We start from the raw sequence: 22,743 nt of genomic DNA on the forward strand, positions 1-22,743 counted from the left end.
TCCATGATGCCGCCCATCATCTGCGCTTCGAGCCCGAAACGGCTGGCCGCGTTCTGCGCCAAGCAGGGCTACTCCGGCAAGAAGCCCGCCGCCGTCCTGCTGGCCCGGCTGCGCTCGGCGCCGGCCGGCACGACCGATCCCGACCTGTCCGAGGGTGCGCGCGTGGCAGTGCTGGCCCAGGTTGGCGTGATCACCGCGCTCAACACCGCGATCAAGGACCTCGACCGCGCCATCGCCGAGAAGATCGACACCCACCCCGACGGGGAGATCTTCCGGTCCTTCCCCCGTGCAGGCACCGTCAACGCCGCCCAGATCCTGGCCGAATGGGGCGACGCCCGCGAGGCGTTCGGCCACCCCGACGCCATCGCCGCGCTGGCCGGGATCACCCCGGTCACCAAGGCATCCGGCAAACAACGCGGCGTGTCGTTCCGCTGGGCCTGCAACAAACGCCTGCGCCAGGCGATCACGACCTTCGCCGACAACAGCCGCCACGCCAGCCCCTGGGCCGCCGGTATCTACAACCGGGCACGAGCCTCCGGCAAAGACCACCCCCACGCCACCCGCATCCTCGCCCGAGCCTGGATCCGCATCATGTGGCGCTGCTGGCAGAACAGCACACCCTACGACCCCGCCCTGCACCGCGGCGCCCGACCGGACACCGAACAACAGGTCGCGGCCTGACTTCGATCTAGAGGTTGACACAGGGGGTGTCATCGCGACTCCTTCCATGCGGTTTGCGGCATGGTCGGCGAACGCGGCGCAAGCATTGTCGAAAGTTGGCGAATCCGTCATGATTCCCGGCTGTGGCGGGGAATCGGTCATGCTCAGCGAGTCGGACCTGGCTCTCGTGAACGCCCTGCAGGTCTGGCCGCGGGCCCCGTGGTCCGCCGTGGCCGCCTCGTTGGGCGTCCGGTCGGCCGACGCGGTGGCCCGCCGCTGGGAACGGCTGTCCGGCAGTGGGGACGCCTGGACGACCGCGTACTTCGCCGCGCCTGCCAACGGCGACTGCGTCGCGTTCGTGACCGTCCGATGCCTGCCTGGCACCAAGGACGAGGTCGCGGCGGCGCTGGCCCAGGACTCTTGCTGCATCTCGGTGGAGGTCACCGCCGGGGCGCAGGATCTGATGCTCACCGTGGCGGCGCAGGACCTCGAAGCGCTCAACCACTACCTGCTCCGGCGGGTCGAGCGGATTCCCGGCCTGACCGCGACGACGACGGCGCTGGTCACCCGCTTCTACAGCGAGGGGGCGAACTGGCGGCTGCACGCGCTGGGAGCTTCGGCGCACGCGGCACTGGACCCGGGGATCGACCGCCAGCAATCCGGCACCGCGTTCACGTTCAGCGCGCTCGACCGGAGGTTGGCGCGGTTGCTGTCGGAGAACGGCCGCGCCACCTACGCGGAACTGGCCCGCGACGCAGGCACCAGCCAGGCGACGGCACGCCGCCGCACCACCGCGATGCTGCGGTCCCGCGTGCTCTCCCTGCGCTGCGAGGTGGCCGCGCCGCTGGTCGGCCTGCCCGTCACCGTGACCGTGCGGGGCCGTGTCGCCGCGGAGAACGTGGATCGCGTGGCGGCCGGATTCGCCGGCCTGGCGCCGGTCCGGATGTGCGCCACGGTCACCGGCGAGCACAACCTCCTCGCCACGGTGTGGCTGCCATCGATCAGCGCGATCCAGCAGTTCGAGCAGGTGGTGGCGCGGAACTTCCCGAGCTTCGTCGTGCACGACACGCTGGTGAACCTGCGGACCGTGAAGCGGATGGGCAGGCTGCTGGCGGAATCCGGGCGCGCCACCGGCGTCGTGCCGATGCGCGCCTGGTCCGCGGCGTGAGGAACGTGTCGAAAGTGGTGTGCGTAGCGGAATTCAGACGCCGCCTCGCCGTGGAGTCCCCGACTCGTGCAAGTCCAGGCGCCGGGGCTGTGAACCCCAGCGAGATGGGCACCGTCTGAGAACCCACGGCCGAGTCCCACGCCGCAATAGCCCGAGTCACACCAGGCGGCGGTCCGAGGCCCAGCGGGAGAGCTCGTAGCGGTTCGACAGCTGGGTCTTGCGCAGCACGCTGGACACGTGCGTCTCCACCGTCTTGACCGAGATGAACAGCTCGGAGGCGATCTCCTTGTACGCGTAGCCGCGCGCCAGCAGCCTCAGCACCTCGCGTTCGCGCGGCGTCAGCAGGTCCAGCTCCGGGTCGCCGACCGGCGCCGAGTTCGGGCCCTCCGAGAACGCGTCCAGCACGAAACCCGCCAGCCGCGGCGAGAAAACGGCGTCGCCGGCCCGCACCCGCTCGATCGCGTCCGCGAGCTCCCGCCCGGAGATGGTCTTGGTGACGTAGCCCCGCGCGCCACCGCGGATCACCGCTATCACGTCCTCCGCCGCGTCCGACACGGACAGCGCCAGGAACACCACGCTGGTGTTCTTGCTGCGCACCTGCCGGAGCACCTCGGCGCCGCCGCCGTCGGGCATGTGCACGTCGAGCAGCACCACCTCGGGCGCGTAGTGGCCGATCCCGGCGACCGCCTCGGCGACCGATCCGGCCTCCCCGACCACCTCGACCTGGTCGGCGGCCGACGCCAGCTCGGCGCGCACCCCGGCGCGGAACAACGCGTGGTCGTCGACCAGGAACACCCGGACCGGCCGGGATTCGCTGACCTCAGGTGTCGCTTCACCGGTCACGACAACATCCTCCATCGCTGGGTTCGTCCCGCAGCGTACGCGAGTTCACGCCGCTGTCCTGGGCATTTCCATCTGCACCTCGGTGCCCGAGCCGGGCGAGGTCCGCACCTTGACCCGGCCGCCGTGCCGCTGCACGCGGCCGTGGATCGAGTCGGCGAGGCCGTGCCGGTCGTCGGGCACCTGCTCCGGGTCGAACCCGGCGCCGCGGTCCCGCACGTACACCGACACCTGCTCGGGCTCCACCTCCGCGTAGACGCTGACCTCCCCCACGCCCGCGTGCTTGGCGGCGTTCACGATCGCCTCGCGGGCCGCGGCGAGCTGCGCGGTCAGGCGCTCGTCGAGGTCGCAGTCGCCGACCACGACCTGCTGGACCTTGACCGCGAAGATGTCCTCGACCTCACCGCAGATCCGGGCCACCTCGGCGGCGAACCGCGCGGCGGGCCCGTCTTCGGTCACCGCCCTGCTGTCGGAGCCGTAGCCGTCCGGGCCGTAGAGCCAGTTCCGCAGCTCGCGTTCCTGACCTCGCGCCAGGCGGCGCACCTCGCGCTCGGATTCGGCTTGTTTCTGGATCAACGCGAGAGTCTGCAGCACGGAATCGTGCAGGTGCGCGGCTATCTCGGCACGCTCCTGCGACCGGATCCGGCTCGCCCGCTCGACGTTGAGGTCGCGCACCAGGCGCAGCCACCACGGCACGGTCAGCACCGCGACGCCGATCAGCGTCGCGACCATCGCGAGCAGCCCGGTGCGGACGTCCGAGGGCTCCGAGGTACCGGCCAGGAAGACCACGATGCCCACGACCACCAGGGCCGCGCCGGCGAGGATGCGCACCAGCGCCGGCCGCCCGCCGACGCCGACCATCCCGGACTTGGCGCCCTGCCGCCACCGGCGGCGCTGCGACTCGTCGGCCTCCCGCCAGACCACGGCGGCGCCGATCAGCACCACCAGCAGCGGGGCGACGATCCACGTCGGCATCGCCACCAGCGAGCCGACCGCCACCATCGCGCCGATGCAGAGCAGGATCAGCCCGAAGCCCTGCTGGCGCTCCTTGGCCGAGACCGGCTTCTCCGCACTGGTGCCCTGCGGGACGAACACCCAGAGCATCGCGTAAGCGATGATGCCCGCCCCACCGCACACGGCGAGCGCGGCGAAGGCACCGCGCACCCACAGCACCGGCAGGTTCAGGTGCTCGGCGACACCACCGGCCACCCCGGCCACCAGCCGCCCGGTGCGCCGCCGGTGCAGCTGCGCGAACGGTGCGGGCTGCTGCCGGTGCTCCGCCGTCAGGCGCGCCGCCGGGATCGTCGGCGGTTCGGCCGCCGCTTCCGCCGCGCTGGTCCGCTTCCGCTTGTACCGGGCTTTCACGACAACGATGGTCACACGCACGCGCGCACGCGGGCATCGGGGACGGCCCCTGACTTTCCGGGCTAGCTCAGGGGCGACCCTGATGCAGCCGACGACGCCGGACTCGGATAGTGGTTGCCATGACCAGTACGAAGCGGTCCGGCATCGCCGGTTTCGAGGACACCCTGCGGGACTTCTGGGAGACCCGCCCGGTGCGGCCGCGCGCCGGTCGCAAGCTGGGCGGCGTGTCCGCCGCGATCGGCGCGCGGTACGGCATCGACCCGATCCTGGTGCGCGTCGCCTTCGTGCTGGGCGCGTTCTACGGCGGCGCCGGGCTGGTCCTCTACCTGCTGGGATGGCTGCTGTTCCCGAAGGAAGGCGATCCCGTTCCGGGCTCGACCGAGCCGACCCGGGAGCCGACGTCCGCGACGCTGGCCGTGGTGATCGTGCTCCTGCTGATCCCGGGAGTGCTCTGGTTGGTGAGCACGCCGTCGATCATCGGCCTGGCGATCGGCCTCGCCCTGCTCTACCTGCTGCACCACAACTACGGCGACCGCGGTGTCGTGCCCGCGGCGACCCGGGCGACGCCCGAACCTGCCCCGCAGCCGGCGGCTCCGGTGGCCGAGAACACCTGGGTCTACCCCGGTGCGGCATCGGTCCCGCCGCCGTCGGGCGACACGCCGCGGCAGACTCCGCCGGCCTGGGATCCGCTCGGCGCCGCGCCGTTCGCGTGGGACCTGCCCGAGCCGAGCGAACCCGACGAGCCCGAGCAGAAGCAGCCGACGCGGCGCTGGATCAGCTTCGTGACCCTGGGGCTCGCGGCGTTCGCCGCCGCGCTCGCCACCGCGGTGGGCTCGCCGCTGAGCACCGCGCTGGCCATCGCGCTCGCCGTGCTGGGCGTGGGCATGGTCGTCGGCGCGTTCCTGCGCGGCGGCCGCGGGCTGATCGGGGCCGCGATCCCGGTCGGCGGGCTGGCCATGCTGCTGACGGCGCTGCCGCTCGGCGATCTCAGCGGCGAGCTGGGCTCCGACGTGATCCGGCCCACCGCGATCCAGAGCGTCCAGCCGTTCTACAAGCGATCGGCCGGATCGGTCGACCTGGACCTGCGGGACCTGGAGATCGCCGACGGCCAGGAGCTGCACACCGGTGCCAACGTCGGGCTCGGCGACATCATCGTGCAGTTGCCGCCGAACGTGGACGTGACCGCGCGGTGCACGGCGGAGCTGGGCAGAGTGCAATGCCTGGGCGACTCGGCGGACGGCCGGTCGGCGGAGCGCTCGGTTGTGGACCAGGGCGAGGACGGCCCCGGCGGTGGGCACATCGTGCTCGACCTCGTGGTGGGCACTGGAGACGTGGAGGTCATCCGTGGCTGACGAAGAGATCATCCGCCGTGCCGACCGCGGCGGACCGGACATGTTCACGCTGGTCGGCGGCCTGCTCGCGATCGTCATCGCCGTCGGCCTGCTGCTCGGCTTCGGCGGCGACGTGCAGTGGCTGCTCGCGGCGTCCGCGGTCACGATCGGCATCGTCATGCTGATCGCCTCGTTCCGGACCCGCCGGGACACCTGACCCGTCGGGAGGCCGGCGGCGGGCGGTCAGCGGACGATGCCGAGGACCACGAGGACGATTCCTGCCAGGGCGGCCACCGGGACTCCGATCGCCAGCCACCGGTGCTGGGTCCGGCGGCTGTCGCGGACCTCCTGCTCGGTGCGGGTGGAGACGATGAAGTGGCCGTCCCGCTCGGGTTTGCCGATCACGAGCGGACCGATCTTGTCGTGCACCTCGCCGAGGATGTACAGCCGCCGACCGGGCCGGATCACCCACTCCTCGTACTCGTAGCCGATCGTGCCGCTGCTGTCGAAGATGTTCGGCAGCTGGAGGCCGAACACCACCGGACCCTGCGGGTTGTACGGCTCGAACCGCTTGACGACCTGCTCCGGCCGGTCCGGGGCGGTGCCGTTGGGATCGACGCCGATCAGCACGCCCTGGTCGTCGCGCAGCGCGTAGCCCTCCCAGGACGTGTGCTGGGAGACGGTCTCGGTGCGCCGCTCCGTGTGGCGGCGGCCGTCCCGGTAGCTCACCCGCTCGAAGCGCCGCTTGACGACGTAGCGGAACCAGACGCATTCGGTCTTGCTGAGCTCGGAGACGAGCACGCCCTCCGGCCGCGGATGGGCCGCGCCGACCACCTCGCACTGCTTGCGGAACCCGCCCCGCGCCCCGACCTCGTCGGAGGCCCGGCGCAGCACCTCCAGCTCGTTGACCGGCAGGGTTTCGGCACCGATCATCGCGTGCAGCTGGTCCCGGGCACGTCGCATGAAGTAGAACCCGACCCCGGCGGCGACGAACAGCACGATCCCGAAGATGACCATCGATCCCCCTCTGATCAGTCGTGCCCGACCCTAGTTCCGCGTGCCCGGGCGGGACGGGGATTCCGGCAGATCTGCAATGCTCGCCACGATTTCGCGAGCCGCTCAGCTCGCGGCGACGTGCACCTTCTCGGCGCCGATGCGGCGGATGCGTTCGTTGCCCCAGATGCCGAGGGCCGTCAGCGCCCGGTTGAGGGATTCGCCGTGCTCCGTCAGGGAGTACTCCACCTTCGGCGGCACCTCCCGGTAGACCTCGCGGTGCACGAGCTCGTCCTGCTCCATCTCCCTGAGGTGCTGCGTCAGCATCTTCTCGGTCACGCCCGGCAGGCCGCGCCGCAGTTCGGCGAACCGCCGGGTGCCGTGCGCGTCCAGCTCCCAGAGGATCAGCGCCTTCCACTTGCCGGACACCACGTCCATCGCGGCATCGATGCCGCAGAAGTAGGGCCCGCGCCGGGCTGACTTCACCATCCGCACTCCTCGTAGGCCGACCGGAGGACGAGTCGATCCTATCGACCGCGGAACCGACTGCGGCATCGGAGAAAGCGCCGGTCCCCGGCCGGGCGCGGGATCTGAACGCGGGTCCAAAACACGACACGAGCGGGATCCGGCGCCGAACCGGTGGGCATACTCGATCGATCCATTTTCGGACCCTGGGCGCGCGGGAGTGGGGCGCTCCCACTACTCGGAAGGAGCCGACATGGCCCCGAGACGACTGCTCGCGGCCGGTGCCGCGCTCGCCGTGCTGGCTTCCGCGCCGCTGTTGGAAGCCGGTGCGGCGCCCCGTGCCGAGGTGTTCTTCGACGACTTCTCCGGCTCGGAACTGGACCGTTCGAAGTGGACGGTCGAGGTGACCGGCGAGAACTTCGGCACCGTCAACCAGGAGCAGCAGGCCTACATCGACTCACCGGAGACCATCTACCTCGACCAGGACCCGTCGACCGGGGCGAGCAACGGCGCGCTGGTGCTGCACCCCCGGTACCAGCCCGGCCACCAGGCGCCGGACGGGCAGACCTACGACTTCGTCTCCGGCCGGATCAAGACCCAGGACAAGGTCGAGTTCACCTACGGCACCTACTCGGCGCGGCTCAAGCTCCCCGAAGGCGCCACCGCGTCCGGGCTGTGGCCCGCGTGGTGGTCGCTGGGCGCGAACATCGACGCCGGCAAGCCGTGGCCGGAATGCGGCGAGATCGACGTGATGGAGCACGTCGGCGAGCCGTGGACGAGCTCCGCGCTGCACGGCCCGGAGTACCACGGCGACACCCCGTTCACGAAGCGCCAGAACTTCGAGGGCAAGGACCCCGCCGACTGGCACGTCTACAAGGTCGACTGGACGCCGGACGGGCTGGCCTTCTTCGTAGACGACGTCGAGACGTACCGGGTCACCAAGCAGGAGATCCAGTCCAAGGGCTGGACGTGGGCGTACGACGACCCGCAGTTCCTGATCCTGAACTTCGCCCTCGGCGGCGTGTACCCCAACGGCGTCAACGGCGTCACGGAGCCGTACTTCGGCCTGCCGCAGTCCTCAGTGGACAAGGTGGCCGCCGGCAACGCCCGGTACCTGATCGACTGGGTTCGCGTCGAGCAGTCCTGACCGCTTTCGCGCGAAAAAAAGGGGCGGCCCCCGACCGGTCGGGGGCCGCCCCTTTTCGCTTCAGGCGGCTGGGATCACTCCCACTCGATGGTGCCCGGCGGCTTGGACGTGACGTCGAGGGTCACGCGGTTGACGTCGGAGACCTCGTTGGTGATCCGGGTGGAGATCCGCTCCAGCACGTCGTAGGGCAGCCGGGTCCAGTCCGCGGTCATCGCGTCCTCGCTGGACACCGGGCGCAGCACCACCGGGTGGCCGTAGGTGCGGCCGTCGCCCTGGACGCCGACCGACCGGACGTCGGCCAGCAGCACCACCGGGCACTGCCAGATGTCGCGGTCCAGGCCCGCCGCGGTCAGCTCCTCGCGGGCGATCGAGTCGGCCGCGCGCAGCGTCGCGAGCCGCTCCGCGGTCACCTCACCGATGATCCGGATGCCCAGACCCGGACCCGGGAACGGCTGCCGGTGCACGATCGTCTCCGGCAGGCCCAGCTCCAGCCCGACCCGGCGCACCTCGTCCTTGAACAGCGCGCGCAGCGGCTCGACCAGCTCGAACTGCAGGTCGTCGGGCAGCCCGCCGACGTTGTGGTGGCTCTTGATGTTGGCCGCGCCGGTGCCGCCGCCGGACTCCACCACGTCCGGGTACAGGGTGCCCTGCACCAGGAAGTCGATCTGCTCGCCGGCCGCGCCCGCCTCGGCCTGCAGGTCGCGGGCGGCCTGCTCGAAGACGCGGATGAACTCGCGGCCGATGATCTTGCGCTTCTCCTCGGGGTCGGTGACGCCGGACAGCGCGTCGAGGAACCGGCCCACCGCGTCGATGGTGACCAGCCGGACGCCGGTCGCCGCGACGAAGTCGCGCTCCACCTGGGCGCGCTCGCCGGAGCGCAGCAGGCCGTGGTCGACGAAGACGCAGGTCAGCTGGTCGCCGATGGCGCGGTGCACCAGCGCGGCGGCCACCGCGGAGTCGACCCCGCCGGACAGCGCGCAGATCGCCCGCCGGTCGCCGATCTGCTCGCGGATCGCGGCCACCGTGTCGTCCACGATGGACGCGGTGGTCCATTGCGGGCGGACCCCGGCGATCTCGTGCAGGAAGCGGCGCAGCACCTCCTGGCCGTGCGGCGAGTGCACCACCTCGGGGTGGTACTGCACGCCTGCCAGCCGCCGCTCGACGCTCTCGAAGGCGGCCACCGGGGTGTCCTTGGTGCCTGCGGTGACGGCGAAGCCCTCGGGGGCCTTGCTCACCGAGTCGCCGTGGCTCATCCACACCGGGTGGTGACCGGGCAGCTCCGCGTGCAGCGTGCCGCCGTCGCCGGTGATGTCCAGCTCGGTGCGGCCGTACTCGCGGATGCCGGTGTGCTCGACCGTGCCGCCGAGGGCGGAGGTCATCGCCTGGAAGCCGTAGCAGATGCCGAAGACCGGGATGCCCGCGTTGAACAGCTCCGGGTCGACCTGCGGCGCGCCGTCGGCGTAGACGCTGGAAGGGCCGCCGGAGAGCACGATGGCGGCCGGGTCGCGGCGCGCGATGTCCGCCACCGAGGTGTCGTGCGGGACGACCTCCGAGTAGACCTGCGCCTCCCGCACCCGTCGCGCGATCAGCTGCGCGTACTGGGCGCCGTAGTCGACAACGAGGACAGGCCCCTGCCCCTGGCTGCTTGCGGTACCGGACACGTCGTCGAAACCTCCTGGCGAGAGCGGTGGCGCCCATTGTCCCAGGTAATCAAGGCCACAGCGGCACCGACCCCGCCCTTGCCCGGCGGACCGGCGGGGAGCCGGGACCGGTGCGCGACGGCACCGGACCCGGCTCCCCGGTCCGGGAGATCAGAACTGGCCGGGCTGGTAGTCGCCGGCGGGCTGCCGGACGATCACGTTCACCCGGTTGAAGGCGTTGATGAGCGCGATCAGCGACACCAGCGCGGCGAGCTGGTCCTCGTCGTAGTGCTTCGCGGCGTTCTCCCAGGCCTCATCCGTGACACCGCCGGCCGCATCCGCGATGCGGGTGCCCTGCTCCGTCAGCTCCAGCGCAGCGCGCTCGGCCTCGGTGAAGACCGTGGCCTCCCGCCAGGCCGCGACGAGGTTGAGCCGCAGCGACGACTCGCCGGCGGCGGTGGCCTCCTTGGTGTGCATGTCGGTGCAGAACCCGCAGCCGTTGATCTGGCTCGCGCGGATCTTCACGAGCTCCTGCGTCGCGGCGGGCAGCTCCGACTCCGAGACCGCCTTATTCGCCGAGACGAGGTGCTTCACGAACTTGCCCGCGACCGGGTTTCCGAAGAGGTTCAAACGCGCGTCCATGGTGGGCTCCTCTGCCGTTTTCGGTGCCTGCACACCTATGACGAGTCGACTCGGCGAGATGTGACCGCCCAGGATGTGATGCCCGTCTCGTCAGCCGCCGAGGTAGGCGAGCACCGCGAGCACCCGGCGGTGGCCCGAGTCCCCGACCGGCAGGTCGAGCTTGGCGAAGATGTTCCCGACGTGCTTGAGCACGGCCCGCTCCGTGACGAACAGCCGCGCGGCGATCTCGGCGTTCGCGTAGCCCGCCGCCATCAGCGCCAGCACCTCCCGCTCGCGCGGCGTGAGCGCGGCGAGCGGGTCGTGCCGCCGGGTCAGCAGCTGCGCGACGACCTCCTGGTCCATCACGGTGCCGCCGTCGGCGATCCGGCGGAGCGCGTCGACGAACTCGTCCACCCGCGAAACCCGGTCCTTGAGCAGGTAACCCACCGCGCCCCGGCCGTCGGAGAGCAGCTCGCGCGCGTAGGTCTCCTCCACGTACTGGGAGAACACCAACACCGGCAGGCCCGGCCGGATCCGGCGCGCCCGCAGGGCCGCCCGCACGCCTTCGTCGCGGAACGACGGCGGCAGCCGGACGTCCACCACGGCGGCGTCCGGCGCTTCCGCCTCGATCAGGTCGAGGAACGGCTCCGCCTCGGCGACCACGGCGGTCACCTCGATGCCCACGGTGCTCAGCAGCAACTTGAGCCCCTCCGCGAGGATCACGTTGTCCTCGACGATCACGACCCGCACGGCAGCACCACCCGGATCCCGGTCGGCCCGCCCACCGGGCTGACCACCTCCGCCCGCCCGTCCAGGGCCGCGACGCGGTGCCGGATCCCGGCCACGCCGGTGCCCTTCGACTCGTCGACCCCGCCGATGCCGTCGTCGCCGACCTCGATCCGGAGCTCGTCGCCGACCCGGTCGATCGCCGCGGCGGCGCGCGTCGCGCGGGCGTGCTTGGTCACGTTGTTCAGCGCCTCGGCGACGACGAAGTACGCAGCGGACTCGACCGCGGCCGGAACCTCGCCGAGCTCCGCGACGGTGACCGTGGTCGGCACGGCGCACCGGGCGCCGAGCGCCGAGACCGCCCCGGCGAGCCCGCGGTCGGCGAGGATCGGCGGGTAGAGGGTGCGGACGACGTTGCGCAGCCCGGTCATCGCCTCCTCCGCACCTTCGCGGGCCTCCTGCAGCATGCGGACCGCCATATCCGGGTCCTGGTGCGCCGCCTTCTCCGCGATCCCGAGCCGGATGGCGAGCGCGACCAGCTGGGCCTGCGTGCCGTCGTGCAGGTCGCGCTCGATCCGCCGCAGTTCGGCGCCGTGCGCCTCCAGCGCGCCCGTCCGGGTTTCGGCCAGTTCGTCGACCCGTTCGGCCAGTTCGTCGGCCTTCAGCCGCGCGGCCGACGGGGAGAGCAGCGCGAGGCTCAGCTTCGCCTGCCACTTCGCCAGCGCCGGGACTCCCCACAGCAGCAGTGCGAGCAGGATCGCGAGCTGCACCGGGCCGGCGGTCAGCGCGAGCTGCCAGCTCGTGATCCGGAGGCCCAGCAACGACATGTTCGGCACCACCGGCCAGATCAGCATCGTCGCCACGGTGGCCAACGGCCCGGCGGCCGCGACGAGGCAGATGAGCGAGGTGATCGTGCCCGCCAGCGCGTGCACCGGCAGCCAGCGCAGATCCCGCCACGTGCCCGGCGACCGGAGCACCGCGCCCAATCCGGTCACCGCCCGCGTCGGGTGGACCGCGACGCCGAGCAGCCGCCCGGCCCGCCGCCGTTCCCATTCCGCCCACCGGTGCAGCACCCCCAGGGCGGCGGGCAGCAGGACCACGCCGACGCCGAGCGCGACCAGGATCCCGCTGGTCAGGATCAGCGGAATCGCGACCAGCGCGGCGATTCCCGTTGCCAGGCCGAGCAGCAAGAACCCGGTATCGCGAACCACCTCGCGCAGCCGCATCGTCCACCTCTCCCCTCGAATCCCCGGCAATCGGGGATTTCAGGCAAGAGTCTGCCGGAGCCGGGCCCGCGGAACAGTGGAGTGCACGACACCATCGGGCCGGGTGCCCGCGGCCTGTCGCGGCACGCCGTCGCCGCCATAGCTTCGCCGCCATGTTCCAACCGAAAACCCGCTCGGTCCTGGCATTCATCGGACTCGCCTACGCGGGCATGTGGCTCGCGATGGCGCCGCTGTGGCTGACCGGTTTCCGCCGCACCGGCAACGACGTCTCGATGGGCCTGATCGAACAGCTCTGCATCGCGGCCGCGATGCTCACCCCGGCGCTGGCCGCCGTGTTCGTCCTGCTCCGCGTTGAGCGCCGCCGGAACGTTCGCGCCACGCTGGCCCTGACCTGGCCCAAGGGCACGGCGGTGGAATGCGCGCTCGCCTTCGCGGTGCCGCTGATGCTCAGCCTGGTTTCGCTGTCGGTGGGCGCGGTGGCCGGGATCTACCACCCGGATCTCGGGAACTTCTCCGGGTTCCGCAGCCAGTTCGCCCCGGAAACCCTTGGGCAGACCGGTGTTCCGTGGCCGGAGCTGGCGATCTGGGCGGCCGGACTGCTGCTCAACATGCTGATCTTCCTGCCGATGTTCTTCGGCGAGGAACTGGGCTGGCAGGGCTTCCTGCTGCCGCGGTTGCTTCCGCGCGGCCCTGTGTTCGCGATGGTCGGCACCGGCGTGGTGTTCGCGCTCTGGCACCTGCCGACGCTGCTGCTCGGCGGTCAGTACCCCGGCGCGTCGTGGCCGGTCTCGATCGGCTCGTTCCTGGTCTCCTGCGTGCTGATCGTGCCGGTCTTCACCTGGCTGCGGATGCGGTCCGCCTCGGTGGTGCCCGCGGTCGTCGCGCACACCTTCACCAGCACGGCCGCGGTTCAGCTGCCGTGGGTGTTGGGCTCCGCCGACCAGCCGCCGAGCCCGCTGACCGCGGGCCTGACGGCGTGGCCGGGCTGGCTGGCGATGGCCGGTCTCCTCTGCGTGCTCGCGCTGCGCAGCCGGTTCGGCGGCGGTCAGACGACGGGCAGGCGCAGCGCCGCGGGCGCGGTGGCCGGGACCGCCGGGGACTTCGGGACGACCGGCGCCACCCGGCGGTAGCCGGTTCCCTGGTCCGGGCGGGTGTCCTGCTCGCCCTTGTTCGGCCACATCGAGAACGCCCGCTCCGCCTGGGCGGTGATCGTCAGCGACGGGTTCACGCCCAGGTTCGCCGACACCGCCGAACCGTCCACGATGGACATCGTCGGGTAGCCGTGCGCCCGGTGGTACGGGTCGATCACGCCGTGCTCGGCGTCCTCGCCGATCGCGCAGCCGCCGAGGAAGTGCGCGGTCAACGGGATGTCGAACAGCTCGCCCCAGGTGCCGCCCGCGACGCCGCCGATGCGCTCGGCGACCAGTTCGTTGGCCTGCTCACCGGCCGGGATGTAGGTCGGGTTGGGGGCGCCGTGCCCCTGCTCCGAGGTCAGCAGCTTCTTGCCGAAGACCCGCTTGAGCCGCGTGGTCAGCGAGTTGTCGAGGCTCTGCATGACCAGCAGGATCACGGTGCGCTCGCTCCAGTTCTTGACCGACAGCGTGCGCAGCGCCAGGTTCGGGTGCTGCCACACGTACTTCGCCCACTGCTTCCACCGCGACCCCTGGCCGCCCTTGGTCGCCAGGGTCTGCAGCAGCCCCATCGCGTTGGCGCCCTTGGTGTAGCGCACCGGCTCGATGTGCGTGTCGGTGTCCGGGTGGAACGAGGAGGTGATGGCCACGCCGGTGGAGAAGTCGCGCTCGGGGTCGCGCTTCTTCATCTGCGCGCCGATGATCGCCTCGGAGTTGGTCCGGGTGAGCCGCCCGAGCCGCGTCGAAAGCCGCGGCAGGTCGCCGTTCTCGCGGCCGCGGTGCAGCAGGTTCTGGGTGCCCCAGGTGCCCGCCGCGACCACGACCTGGTCGGCGCGGAAGATCCGGGGCCGCCGGGACGCCTTCGCCCCGGTGCGCGCGGTCGCGATGCGCCACCGGCCGTCGGCGCCCTGCCCGAGCCGAGTCACGGTGGTCAGCGGGAAGACCTGGGCGCCGCCCGCTTCCGCCAGGTACAGGTAGTTCTTGACCAGCGTGTTCTTCGCGCCGACGCGGCAGCCGGTCATGCAGGCGCCGCATTCGGTGCAGCCGGTGCGCGCGGGCCCGGCCCCGCCGAAGAACGGGTCGGAGTCGGTCTGGCCGGGCTTGCGGAAGTACACGCCGACCGGCGTGTGGTGGTAGGTGTCGCCGACGCCCATCTCCCCGGCGACCTGCTTGATCACCACGTCGGAGGGGGTTTCGGTCGGGTTCTGGACGACGCCGAGCATCCGGGTGGCCTGGTCGTAGTGCGGGGCGAGTTCGGCTTCCCAGTCGGTGATGTGCGCCCACTGCGGGTCGTTGTAGAACGGTTCGAGCGGCCGGTAGAGCGTGTTGGCGTAGTTCAGCGAGCCGCCGCCGACGCCCGCGCCCGCGAGGATCAGCACGTTGCGCAGCAGGTGGATGCGCTGGATGCCGTAGCACCCGAGCTGCGGCGCCCATAGGAACTTCCGCAGGTCCCAGGACGTCTTGGGCAGCTCGTCGTCGGCGAACCGCCGACCGGCTTCGAGCACCGCGACGCGGTAGCCCTTCTCGGTCAGGCGCAGCGCGGCCACGCTGCCGCCGAACCCGGAACCGATGACGACCACGTCGAAATCGGTTTCGCTCTCGTCACGTCCAGCCATGCGCGACAGACTAGACGTAACTACTCACCAGTAGCCAGAGGTGGACCAGGTTCTGCGCCCGCTTTTCGCGAAGCAAAGACCAGCCGTCCGGCGGAGCCGTGGGCGGGATCGGAGATGCCGCGACCGGGCCGGCCGGGGCGTCCATCCCCAGACCCCAAAGCCCGATTCGCCCGGTTCGAAAGTCTCCAATTTTAGGCAAAATCGGAATCCCGCCCGGGCGTGTGGGACCCCAATTTTAGGCAAAATCGGGACCCTGCGGACTCGGCCGTCAGTGCTCGGCGGCGCGGAGGTACCGGGCGCCGAGCCTGGCCAGGCGATCGCGGAGCTCGGGCGGATCGACGACCTCGAAGTCCGCCTCGATCAGCCCCGCGAAGACCGCCAGGAAGTGCATCGAGTCCGCGCCCATGGTCACCGTGCAGGTGTTCTCGTCCACCGGCTCGATCAGCGCGCCGGTCGGCGTGATCAGCTCCGCGACGCGCGCCGCGGGCAGCCGGAACCGCAGCGTCGCCTGGAAGTGCCAGAGCGCGACGTTCAGCCGTTCGCCGAGGTAGGCGACGACATCGCCGCCCGGCAGCTCGCGCGGCGCGAACCGAGGCCCGGTCGGGGTCCTGGGCTCGATCCGGTCGGCCCGGAACGTCCGCCAGTCGTCGCGCTCCACGTCCCACGCCACGAGGTACCAGCGGCGGCCCCAGCCGACCAGCCGGTGTGGCTCGGTGATCCGCCGGCTGGTCGTGCCGTCGTGGGCGGAGTAGTCGAAGCGGAGCCGCTCGCGGCCCCGGCAGGCGGCGGCGACCGCGGTCAGCACGCTCGCGTCCACCGTCGGGCCGTCCCCCGGCATCGCGATCATGGCGCTCTGCAGGGTCTGCACCCGGTGCCGCAGCCGGGACGGCAGGACCTGCTCGAGCTTCGCCAGCGCCCGGACCGAGGTCTCCTCCACCCCGGCGACCCCGGCGGCCGTGCGCAGCCCGACGGCGACCGCGACCGCTTCGTCGTCGTCCAGCAGCAGCGGCGGAACCGCCGCCCCGGCGCCGAGCCGGTAACCGGCCGTGCCCTGGGTGGCGCGCACCGGATACCCGAGCTCGCGCAGCCGCTCGATGTCGCGGCGCACGGTCCGCGCGCTCACGCCGAGCCGCTCGGCGAGCTCCGAGCCCGCCCAGTCGCGCGGCGTCTGCAGCAGCGACAGCAGCTTGAGCAGGCGCGCCGAGGTGTCCAGCATGCCGCCGATTCTGCCCGTCCGGTTAGGACGGCGATCGGCCTAACCTGCGAATACGTTCGCCGCATGACCGAAATCCGGCCCTTCCGAATCGCCATCCCGCAGGCGGCCGTGACAGACCTGCGGGACCGGCTGGCCCGCACCCGCTGGCCCGACGAACTCCCCGGCGTCGGCTGGGACTACGGCGTCCCGCTCGGCTACGCGCGAGACCTGGCCGAGCACTGGCGCACCGGCTTCGACTGGCGCGCCCAGGAGGCGCGGCTCAACGCCTTCCCCCAGTTCATCACCGAGATCGACGGGCAGGACGTGCACTTCCTGCACGTCCGCTCGCCCGAGCCCGACGCGCTGCCGCTGCTCGTCACCAGCGGCTGGCCGAGCTCGTCGGCGGAGTTCCGCGACGTGATCGGCCCGCTGACCGACCCGCGGGCGCACGGCGGCGACCCGGCCGACGCCTTCCACCTGGTCGCGCCGTCGATCCCGGGCTTCGGCTTCTCCGGTCCGACGCGCGAAACCGGTTGGAACATCAGGAGGATCACGCGGGCCTGGGACGAGCTGATGCGGCGGCTCGGCTACCACCGGTACGGCGCGCACGGCAGCGACTGGGGCGCGAAGATCTCCCGCGACCTCGGGGTCGTCGCCGCGGACCGGATCGCCGGGGTCCACGTGTGCGGGCTGCTGGGATCACCGTCCGGGGATCCGGCGGAGCTCGACGGCCTCACCGCCGCCGAGCAGGCGCGCGTGGACTCGCTGGTGCAGTTCATGAACGAGCGCATGGGCTACGCCTGGATCCAGGGCACCCGCCCGCAAACCCTGGCCTACGCCCTGCTGGATTCGCCGGCCGGGCAGCTCGCCTGGATCGCCGAGATCTACGAGTGGTTCGGCGACTGCGGACCGGCCGCGCCCGACCGGGACGACATCCTCACGCAGGCGTCGATCACCTGGTTCACCGGCACCGCGGGCTCGTCGGCGCGCCTGTACCGCGAAGCGGAGGAAGGCACCTGGGGCGTGCAGGAGAAGTCCGTGGTCCCGACCGGCGTAGCGGTGTTCGGCGGCGACCGCGCGATCCGCCGCTTCGCGGAGCGGGAGAACAACGTCGTGCACTGGTCGGAGTTCGACGAGGGCGGCCACTTCCCCGCCCTCCAGGCGCCCGGCCCGCTGACCGGGGACCTGCGGGCCTTCTACCGCGGGCTCCGCTGAAGCCGTCGCCGGAACACCAAGGCTCGTGGGCGTTTCGAACGCCCACGAGCCCGGATGGATGCGCGTCAGCCGCGGAGCACCAAGCCGACCTTCTGGAACTCCTTGAGGTCCCGGTAGCCGGTCTTCGCCATCGCGCGGCGCAGGCCGCCGAAGAGGTTCAGCGTGCCGTACGGGTCGCTGCTCGGCCCGAACAGCAGCTGCTCCAGGTCCGCGCCCGAACCGGCGAAGCCGACGATCTCGCTGCGCGGCAGGCTCGGGTGCGCGGCGGCGGAAGTCCAGTAGTAGCCCTGCGCCGGCGACTCCGCCGACTCGGTCAGCGCCTCGCCGAGCATCACGGCGTCGGCGCCGCAGGCGATCGCCTTCGCGATGTCCCCGGAGTACGACAGGCCGCCGTCGGCGAGCACGTGCACGTAGCGGCCGCCGGTCTCGTCCAGGTAGTCGCGGCGGGCCGCGGCGGCGTCGGCGATCGCGGTCGCCATCGGCACCCCGATGCCCAGCACCTGGGTCGTGGTCGCCGCGCGCGACTGGCCGAAGCCGACGATCACGCCGGCCGCGCCGGTGCGCATCAGGTGCATCGCGGTGCGGTAGTCTCCGACCCCGCCGGCGATCACCGGCACGTCGAGCTCGGCGATGAACCGCTTCAGGTTCAGCGGCTCGCCGTCCCGGGCGACGTGCTCGGCGGAGATGATGGTGCCCTGCACGACCAGCAGCTCGACGCCGGCCGCGAGCAGGTCCGGGGTCAGCTCCTCGGCGTGCTGCGGGCTGACCCGCGCCGCCACCGTGACACCGGAGTCCTTCACCTGCTTCAGCGCGGTGGCCAGCAGGTCCGCCCGGATCGGCGCGGCGTGCAGCTCCTGCAGCAGCCGGATCGCGGCCTCGGGGTCGCTGTTCTCCTCGGCGGCGCGAACCACCTCGAACAGCTTCTCCTCGACGTTCTCGTGGCGCGCCCACAGCCCCTCGGCGTTCAGCACGCCCAGGCCGCCGAGCTCGCCGATCCGCACCGCGGTGGCGGGCGAGACGACCGCGTCCGTCGGGTGCGTGACCAGCGGGATGTCGAAGCGGTAGGCGTCGATCTGCCACGCCAGGGAAACATCCTTCGACGACCGGGTCCGCCGCGACGGCACGATCTCCACGTCGTCCAAGTCGTAGCCGCGCATGGCCGTGCGGCCCATGCCGATCTCAACCTGATCCCGCACCGTTGAAGTCCCTCCTCGCGGCACCGCTGTCCGACGAAGCATTCTCTCTTCGCTGCCCGTGTGACGTGCAACGGGGGCTCCTTAGCCCGCCGCGACCGCCCGAAACGGCCCCTCCGGCCCCCGGAGAAACGACGCGGCCGCCGCATCGCGGGGATGCGGCGGCCGGGACGGTGATGATCAGCGCGTGGTGTAGTTCGGCGCCTCGACGGTCATCTGGATGTCGTGCGGGTGGCTCTCCTTGAGGCCGGCCGCGGTGATGCGCACCAGCTTCGCGTCCTGCAGCTCCGGAATCGTGTTGGAGCCCGTGTAGCCCATGCCCGAACGCAGCCCGCCGATCAGCTGGTCGACCACCTGCGCCAGCGGCCCGCGGAACGGCACCCGGCCCTCGATGCCCTCCGGCACCAGCTTGTCCTCGGACAGCACGTCGTCCTGGAAGTAGCGGTCCTTGGAGTACGACTTGGCCTGGCCCCGCGACTGCATGGCGCCCAGCGAGCCCATGCCCCGGTACACCTTGAACTGCTTGCCGTTGACCAGCACCAGCTGGCCCGGCGACTCGGCGGTGCCGGCCAGCAGGCTGCCCAGCATGACGCTGCTCGCGCCGGCCGCGATGGCCTTCGGGATGTCCCCGGAGTACTGGATGCCGCCGTCGCCGATCAGCGGCACGCCCGCCGGGCGGCAGGCCATGCTCGCCTCGTAGATCGCGCTGATCTGCGGCACGCCGACCCCGGCGACGACGCGGGTGGTGCAGATCGAGCCCGGCCCGACGCCGACCTTCACCGCGTCCGCCCCGGCGTCGACCAGCGCCTGCGCGCCCGCGCGGGTCGCCACGTTGCCGCCGATGACGTCGACGGAGTTGCCGAGCTCCTTCTTCAGCGTCGCCACGGTGTCCAGCACCGCGCGCGAGTGCCCGTGCGCGGTGTCCACGATCAGCACGTCGACACCGGCGTCCACCAGTGCCATCGCGCGCTCGTGCGAGTCCGCGCCGACGCCGACCGCCGCGCCGCACAGCAGCCGGCCGTCCGGGTCCTTGGTGGCGCGCGGGTACTGCTCGGTCTTGACGAAGTCCTTGACGGTGATCAGCCCGCGGAGCTTGCCGGCGTTGTCCACGATCGGCAGCTTCTCGATCTTGTTGCGCCGCAGCAGCCCGAGCGCGGCCTCGGCGGTGACGCCGACCTGCGCGGTGATCAGCGGCGTCGCCGTCATCACCTCGCGGACCCGCCGGGTGAAGTCCACCTCGAACCGCATGTCGCGGTTGGTGATGATGCCGACGAGCGTGCCGTCCGGGTCGGTCACCGGCACGCCGGAGATGCGGAAGCGGGCGCACAGCGCGTCCACCTCGGCGAGGGTGTCGTCCGGCGAGCAGGTCACCGGGTCGGTGACCATGCCCGCCTCGGAGCGCTTGACCACCTCGACCTGGGAGGCCTGCTCCTCGACGGACAGGTTGCGCTGCAGGATGCCGACGCCGCCCTGGCGGGCCATGGCGATCGCCATCCGCGCCTCGGTGACGGTGTCCATCGCGGCGGACAGCAGCGGCACCCGCAGGCGAATGTTGCGGGACAGCTGGGTGGACGTGTCGACGCCGCTGGGGATGACGTCGGACTCGTCCGGCAGGAGGAGCACGTCATCAAAGGTCAGACCCAGTGTCGCGAACTTCGAGGGGAGGCCGGGTGCGGAGAGTTCGCTGCTCATGGCGAGGGATGTGCCTTCCTTCACGCTATGGTCCGCAAACGCGGGTGCGGCTTGGATTTCCTCGGCGATTACGTCGTGGAACGTGGCATCGGCATCGGGGATTCCCTCAATGATAGAGACCACAGGTCAGGCGTGTTTGCCCCGTGGGCCGAGGGGTGGGCCACGCCACGGCGGGTGGCCAAACCCGCCCCGACAGCCCCACGAGGTGGACGCAGCCGGTACCGTGCGGGCCGTGCCGCACGATCCGATGCCACCAGACCCGTTCGCGGGCGACCCGGAAGATCCGAGCATGGCACTCGGCGATCACGACGCCGACGACGGCCCACCACTCGGCGATGAGGAACGGGCCGAACTGCTCGCCGACCTGACCGACCTCGCCGTCTACCAAGCCCTGCTGGAGCCCCGCGGGCTCCGCGGCATCGTGGTGGACTGCGCGGACTGCGGCGAATGCCACTACCACGACTGGGAGCTGCTGCGCTCCAGCCTGGAACAGCTGCTGCAGGACGGCCGGATGCGCCCGCACGAGCCGGCGTTCGACCCGAACCCGGGCGACTACGTCACCTGGGAGTACTGCCGCGGCTACGCGGACGGCGTGACCGAGACCGAAACCACCCACTGACGACTCCCACCACGCGGAACGAGAAGAGGGGCTCCCGGTCGGGAGCCCCTCTTCTCGTCGGCAGGTGTCAGACCGGCCGCATCGTCACGGGTTGCTGCTGCTCTTCTGGGGGAACAGGTCCGATCCCCAGCCGCTGGACGGGTGCGCTGAGCTGCCGCTGGTCTCGCTCGGCGACGTGGACGACTCCGATGGCGACGTGGACGACGTCGGCGGCACCGACGAGCTGTCCGTCGGCGGCACCGGTGGCAACGGCTGCGACGGCGACGTGGTCGGCGTCGACGGCGTGGTCGGCGTCGAGGGCTGCGGGGTCTGCTGATTCTCGCCCTGGCCCATCCGCGCGGTCAGCGAAGCGTGCGCGGCCTTCAGGTCGGACAGCCCGTGCTCGTCGTCGACGCCCCGCATCTGCTCCTGCGCGGAGCGCAGCGCGGCCTCGGCGGCGGTGCGGTTGCCCCGCTCGATCGCGCCCTCGGCGGTGTTCAGGTCCTCGCGGGCCGAGCTCGCCGCGACGATCGCGCGCGTGCGGTCGGAGTAGAGGACCTGTGCGACGCCCCACAGCATGTCGCCGGGCTGCGCGTCGCGGGCGGCCACACCCACCCCGGTGAACGTGATCATCAGGACCGCGGCGGCGGTGGCGACCGGCACCAGGTGCCGGCGCTTGAGCCTGCGGCGCGGACGGCTGCCCGCCGCGATGGCCGCGGTCGCGGTCTCCACGTCCACGAGATCGCCGATCGGCGCGGCGTCGATGTCCTGCCGCCACGCGACCAGCAGCGCTTCCAAGCTGGGGCGCTCGTCGTCGGTCGACGCGACCACGTCGGGGTTGGTCCCGCCGAGCGCGTCGAGCAATGCGTCGTCGGCCTGCAGCGCGCCCAGGTCGATCGGTTCTTCGCCGAAGTCGTCGAAGTCGACCAGCTCGTCGGACTCCTCGGCCGGTCGCGGCCGGAAGGAGAGCACGTCGGCGTCGCCCGGCACGGCGTCGGGTTCGGTGGTTTCAGACTCGGCCGAGCCGGAATCCCGCTGGTTGTCGCTCAGTTCCGTTCCCTCGTCTGCGGACCCCTCTGCGGGAATCTGGTCCCGCTCGTCTGCCCCGCGCGAACGGTCCTCGTGCCGGCCGGACTCGACAGGGTCGTGTCCCGCCTGCTCCCCCTCGGGTCCCTTCCGCTCCGCCATTCAGACCACCTCCTCCGCGGACAGCGTCTTTCGCAGCCGGGCCAACGCGCGGTGTTGAGCCACGCGTACCGCGCCCGGCGTCGAACCGACCGCTTCGGCGGTTTCCTCCGCCGACAACCCGACGACCACCCGGAGCAGCAGGATTTCCCGCTGCTTGGCCGGGAGGACGCGAAGTAGCTGCGCCATCCTGCCCGAAAGCTCACCCTGCATGGCCCGCTGCTCCGGTCCGGCCTCGGATTCCGGGGTGTCCGGAACATCGGCCACCGGTTCGGAGCGGTTGCGGGCCAACGCGCGGTGCGCATCAGCAACCTTGTGCGCGGCGATGCCGTACACGAACGCCAGGAACGGACGACCCTGGTCCTTGTAAGTGGGCAGCGCGGTCAGCACCGCGAGGCACACTTCCTGGGCCACGTCGTCCGCCGAAGCGAACGACCTCTCGTTTCGTCCGACTCTGGCGCGGCAGTACCGCACCACCAAAGGACGGATTTCGGCCAGCAAGCGCTCGATCGACTGACGATCGCCGTCGACGGCGGCGCCTACAAGAGCGTCCAGCCCGTCCCCCACGTTGGTCATCGCAGACAGCAGCCCTGGTGTTACGCGTTCAAGCGATTCGGATTTGTCCGGCGGAGATCGCGTGCGCCGCACGCCGCGCCGAGCTCACCGTACCGGCCAAGGGGCGATCGTTGAACAGGGAGTGGATGGAGGGGGCCGTCGTCGTCACACATTCAGAGATA

The 22,743-nt window shown here is 71.5% G+C and carries 22 protein-coding genes; 8 read left to right on the forward strand and 14 right to left on the reverse strand.

Annotated elements, in window-relative coordinates; translation table 11 throughout:
- Both BLW84_RS13720 and BLW84_RS13725 read left to right on the forward strand, forming a co-directional pair.
- A partial coding sequence (locus tag BLW84_RS13720; protein ID WP_143060943.1) for a transposase occupies window positions 1-681 on the forward strand: 681 nt, incomplete at its 5' end.
- 139 nt (window positions 682-820) lie between these two features.
- Complete coding sequence (locus BLW84_RS13725; protein ID WP_177226454.1) at window positions 821-1,828, forward strand: Lrp/AsnC family transcriptional regulator; 1,008 nt, start codon at window positions 821-823, stop codon at window positions 1,826-1,828.
- 156 nt (window positions 1,829-1,984) lie between these two features.
- Here BLW84_RS13725 and BLW84_RS13730 read toward each other — a convergent pair whose 3' ends face one another.
- Both BLW84_RS13730 and BLW84_RS13735 read right to left on the reverse strand, forming a co-directional pair.
- On the reverse strand, window positions 1,985-2,686 hold the full coding sequence (locus tag BLW84_RS13730) for a response regulator (protein ID WP_093265505.1): 702 nt from the start codon (window positions 2,684-2,686) through the stop codon (window positions 1,985-1,987).
- A 30-nt stretch (window positions 2,687-2,716) separates the two neighbouring features.
- Window positions 2,717-4,033, reverse strand: a complete 1,317-nt coding sequence (locus BLW84_RS13735; RefSeq protein ID WP_093265747.1) for an ATP-binding protein — start codon at window positions 4,031-4,033, stop codon at window positions 2,717-2,719.
- 119 nt (window positions 4,034-4,152) lie between these two features.
- Here BLW84_RS13735 and BLW84_RS13740 point away from each other — a divergent pair, with 119 nt between their 5' ends.
- Window positions 4,153-5,385, forward strand: coding sequence for a PspC domain-containing protein (locus BLW84_RS13740; protein ID WP_093265506.1), 1,233 nt, complete (start codon window positions 4,153-4,155; stop codon window positions 5,383-5,385).
- Window positions 5,378-5,581 (forward strand): hypothetical protein, encoded by a 204-nt coding sequence (locus tag BLW84_RS13745; RefSeq protein WP_093265508.1) that lies wholly within the window; start codon window positions 5,378-5,380, stop codon window positions 5,579-5,581. Before BLW84_RS13740 ends, BLW84_RS13745 begins: the two co-directional genes overlap by 8 nt.
- 26 nt (window positions 5,582-5,607) lie before the next feature.
- Here the strand turns inward: BLW84_RS13745 and BLW84_RS13750 are convergent, their stop codons facing one another.
- Both BLW84_RS13750 and BLW84_RS13755 read right to left on the reverse strand, forming a co-directional pair.
- Window positions 5,608-6,381 carry an E3 ubiquitin ligase family protein gene (locus BLW84_RS13750; RefSeq protein ID WP_093265509.1) on the reverse strand — a complete coding sequence of 258 codons (774 nt, stop codon included), beginning with the start codon at window positions 6,379-6,381 and terminating at the stop codon, window positions 5,608-5,610.
- 102 nt (window positions 6,382-6,483) lie between these two features.
- Complete coding sequence (locus BLW84_RS13755) at window positions 6,484-6,846, reverse strand: winged helix-turn-helix transcriptional regulator (protein ID WP_093265510.1); 363 nt, start codon at window positions 6,844-6,846, stop codon at window positions 6,484-6,486.
- A 229-nt stretch (window positions 6,847-7,075) separates the two neighbouring features.
- Here BLW84_RS13755 and BLW84_RS13760 point away from each other — a divergent pair, with 229 nt between their 5' ends.
- Window positions 7,076-7,969: a glycoside hydrolase family 16 protein gene (locus BLW84_RS13760; RefSeq protein ID WP_093265511.1), complete on the forward strand. Its 894-nt coding sequence runs from the start codon at window positions 7,076-7,078 to the stop codon at window positions 7,967-7,969.
- A 74-nt stretch (window positions 7,970-8,043) separates the two neighbouring features.
- On the opposite strand, the gene guaA is transcribed toward BLW84_RS13760, so the two are convergent.
- From guaA to BLW84_RS13780, 4 genes are all read right to left on the reverse strand, one after another.
- Window positions 8,044-9,630: a glutamine-hydrolyzing GMP synthase gene (gene guaA, locus BLW84_RS13765; RefSeq protein WP_093265512.1), complete on the reverse strand. Its 1,587-nt coding sequence runs from the start codon at window positions 9,628-9,630 to the stop codon at window positions 8,044-8,046.
- Window positions 9,631-9,780: 150 nt separating this feature from the next.
- A complete protein-coding gene (locus BLW84_RS13770; protein WP_093265513.1) occupies window positions 9,781-10,251 on the reverse strand; it encodes a carboxymuconolactone decarboxylase family protein in 471 nt (156 codons plus the stop codon).
- A gap of 90 nt (window positions 10,252-10,341) precedes the next feature.
- Complete coding sequence (locus BLW84_RS13775) at window positions 10,342-10,980, reverse strand: response regulator transcription factor (protein WP_093265514.1); 639 nt, start codon at window positions 10,978-10,980, stop codon at window positions 10,342-10,344.
- A complete protein-coding gene (locus BLW84_RS13780) occupies window positions 10,968-12,182 on the reverse strand; it encodes a sensor histidine kinase (RefSeq protein WP_093265515.1) in 1,215 nt (404 codons plus the stop codon). The genes BLW84_RS13775 and BLW84_RS13780 overlap by 13 nt, the downstream gene beginning before the upstream one ends.
- Before the next feature lie 152 nt (window positions 12,183-12,334).
- Here BLW84_RS13780 and BLW84_RS13785 point away from each other — a divergent pair, with 152 nt between their 5' ends.
- A complete protein-coding gene (locus BLW84_RS13785) occupies window positions 12,335-13,312 on the forward strand; it encodes a CPBP family intramembrane glutamic endopeptidase (RefSeq protein WP_245761126.1) in 978 nt (325 codons plus the stop codon).
- On the opposite strand, the gene BLW84_RS13790 is transcribed toward BLW84_RS13785, so the two are convergent.
- Together BLW84_RS13790 and BLW84_RS13795 are read right to left on the reverse strand one after the other, a co-directional pair.
- Window positions 13,228-14,928, reverse strand: coding sequence for a GMC oxidoreductase (locus BLW84_RS13790; protein ID WP_093265516.1), 1,701 nt, complete (start codon window positions 14,926-14,928; stop codon window positions 13,228-13,230). The genes BLW84_RS13785 and BLW84_RS13790 overlap by 85 nt on opposite strands.
- 268 nt (window positions 14,929-15,196) lie before the next feature.
- Complete coding sequence (locus tag BLW84_RS13795; RefSeq protein ID WP_093265517.1) at window positions 15,197-16,144, reverse strand: helix-turn-helix transcriptional regulator; 948 nt, start codon at window positions 16,142-16,144, stop codon at window positions 15,197-15,199.
- Between the two features lie 63 nt (window positions 16,145-16,207).
- On the opposite strand from BLW84_RS13795, the gene BLW84_RS13800 reads away from it, so the two are divergent.
- Window positions 16,208-17,338 (forward strand): epoxide hydrolase family protein, encoded by a 1,131-nt coding sequence (locus tag BLW84_RS13800; RefSeq protein WP_093265518.1) that lies wholly within the window; start codon window positions 16,208-16,210, stop codon window positions 17,336-17,338.
- A 65-nt stretch (window positions 17,339-17,403) separates the two neighbouring features.
- Here BLW84_RS13800 and BLW84_RS13805 read toward each other — a convergent pair whose 3' ends face one another.
- Together BLW84_RS13805 and guaB are read right to left on the reverse strand one after the other, a co-directional pair.
- Window positions 17,404-18,534 carry a GuaB3 family IMP dehydrogenase-related protein gene (locus BLW84_RS13805; RefSeq protein ID WP_093265519.1) on the reverse strand — a complete coding sequence of 377 codons (1,131 nt, stop codon included), beginning with the start codon at window positions 18,532-18,534 and terminating at the stop codon, window positions 17,404-17,406.
- Between the two features lie 177 nt (window positions 18,535-18,711).
- The gene (gene guaB, locus BLW84_RS13810; RefSeq protein WP_093265521.1) at window positions 18,712-20,223 is read right to left on the reverse strand and encodes an IMP dehydrogenase; all 1,512 of its coding nucleotides are present in this window, start codon (window positions 20,221-20,223) and stop codon (window positions 18,712-18,714) included.
- A 247-nt stretch (window positions 20,224-20,470) separates the two neighbouring features.
- Here guaB and BLW84_RS13815 point away from each other — a divergent pair, with 247 nt between their 5' ends.
- A complete protein-coding gene (locus tag BLW84_RS13815; RefSeq protein WP_093265750.1) occupies window positions 20,471-20,842 on the forward strand; it encodes a DUF5319 domain-containing protein in 372 nt (123 codons plus the stop codon).
- An 84-nt stretch (window positions 20,843-20,926) separates the two neighbouring features.
- On the opposite strand, the gene BLW84_RS13820 is transcribed toward BLW84_RS13815, so the two are convergent.
- Together BLW84_RS13820 and BLW84_RS13825 are read right to left on the reverse strand one after the other, a co-directional pair.
- Window positions 20,927-22,009: an anti-sigma-D factor RsdA gene (locus BLW84_RS13820; RefSeq protein ID WP_093265522.1), complete on the reverse strand. Its 1,083-nt coding sequence runs from the start codon at window positions 22,007-22,009 to the stop codon at window positions 20,927-20,929.
- Window positions 22,010-22,582: a sigma-70 family RNA polymerase sigma factor gene (locus tag BLW84_RS13825; protein ID WP_093265524.1), complete on the reverse strand. Its 573-nt coding sequence runs from the start codon at window positions 22,580-22,582 to the stop codon at window positions 22,010-22,012.
- Window positions 22,583-22,743: the final 161 nt, after the last annotated feature.

It is taken from the genome of Saccharopolyspora shandongensis (assembly GCF_900106995.1).
GTDB classification, from domain to species: domain Bacteria; phylum Actinomycetota; class Actinomycetes; order Mycobacteriales; family Pseudonocardiaceae; genus Saccharopolyspora; species Saccharopolyspora shandongensis.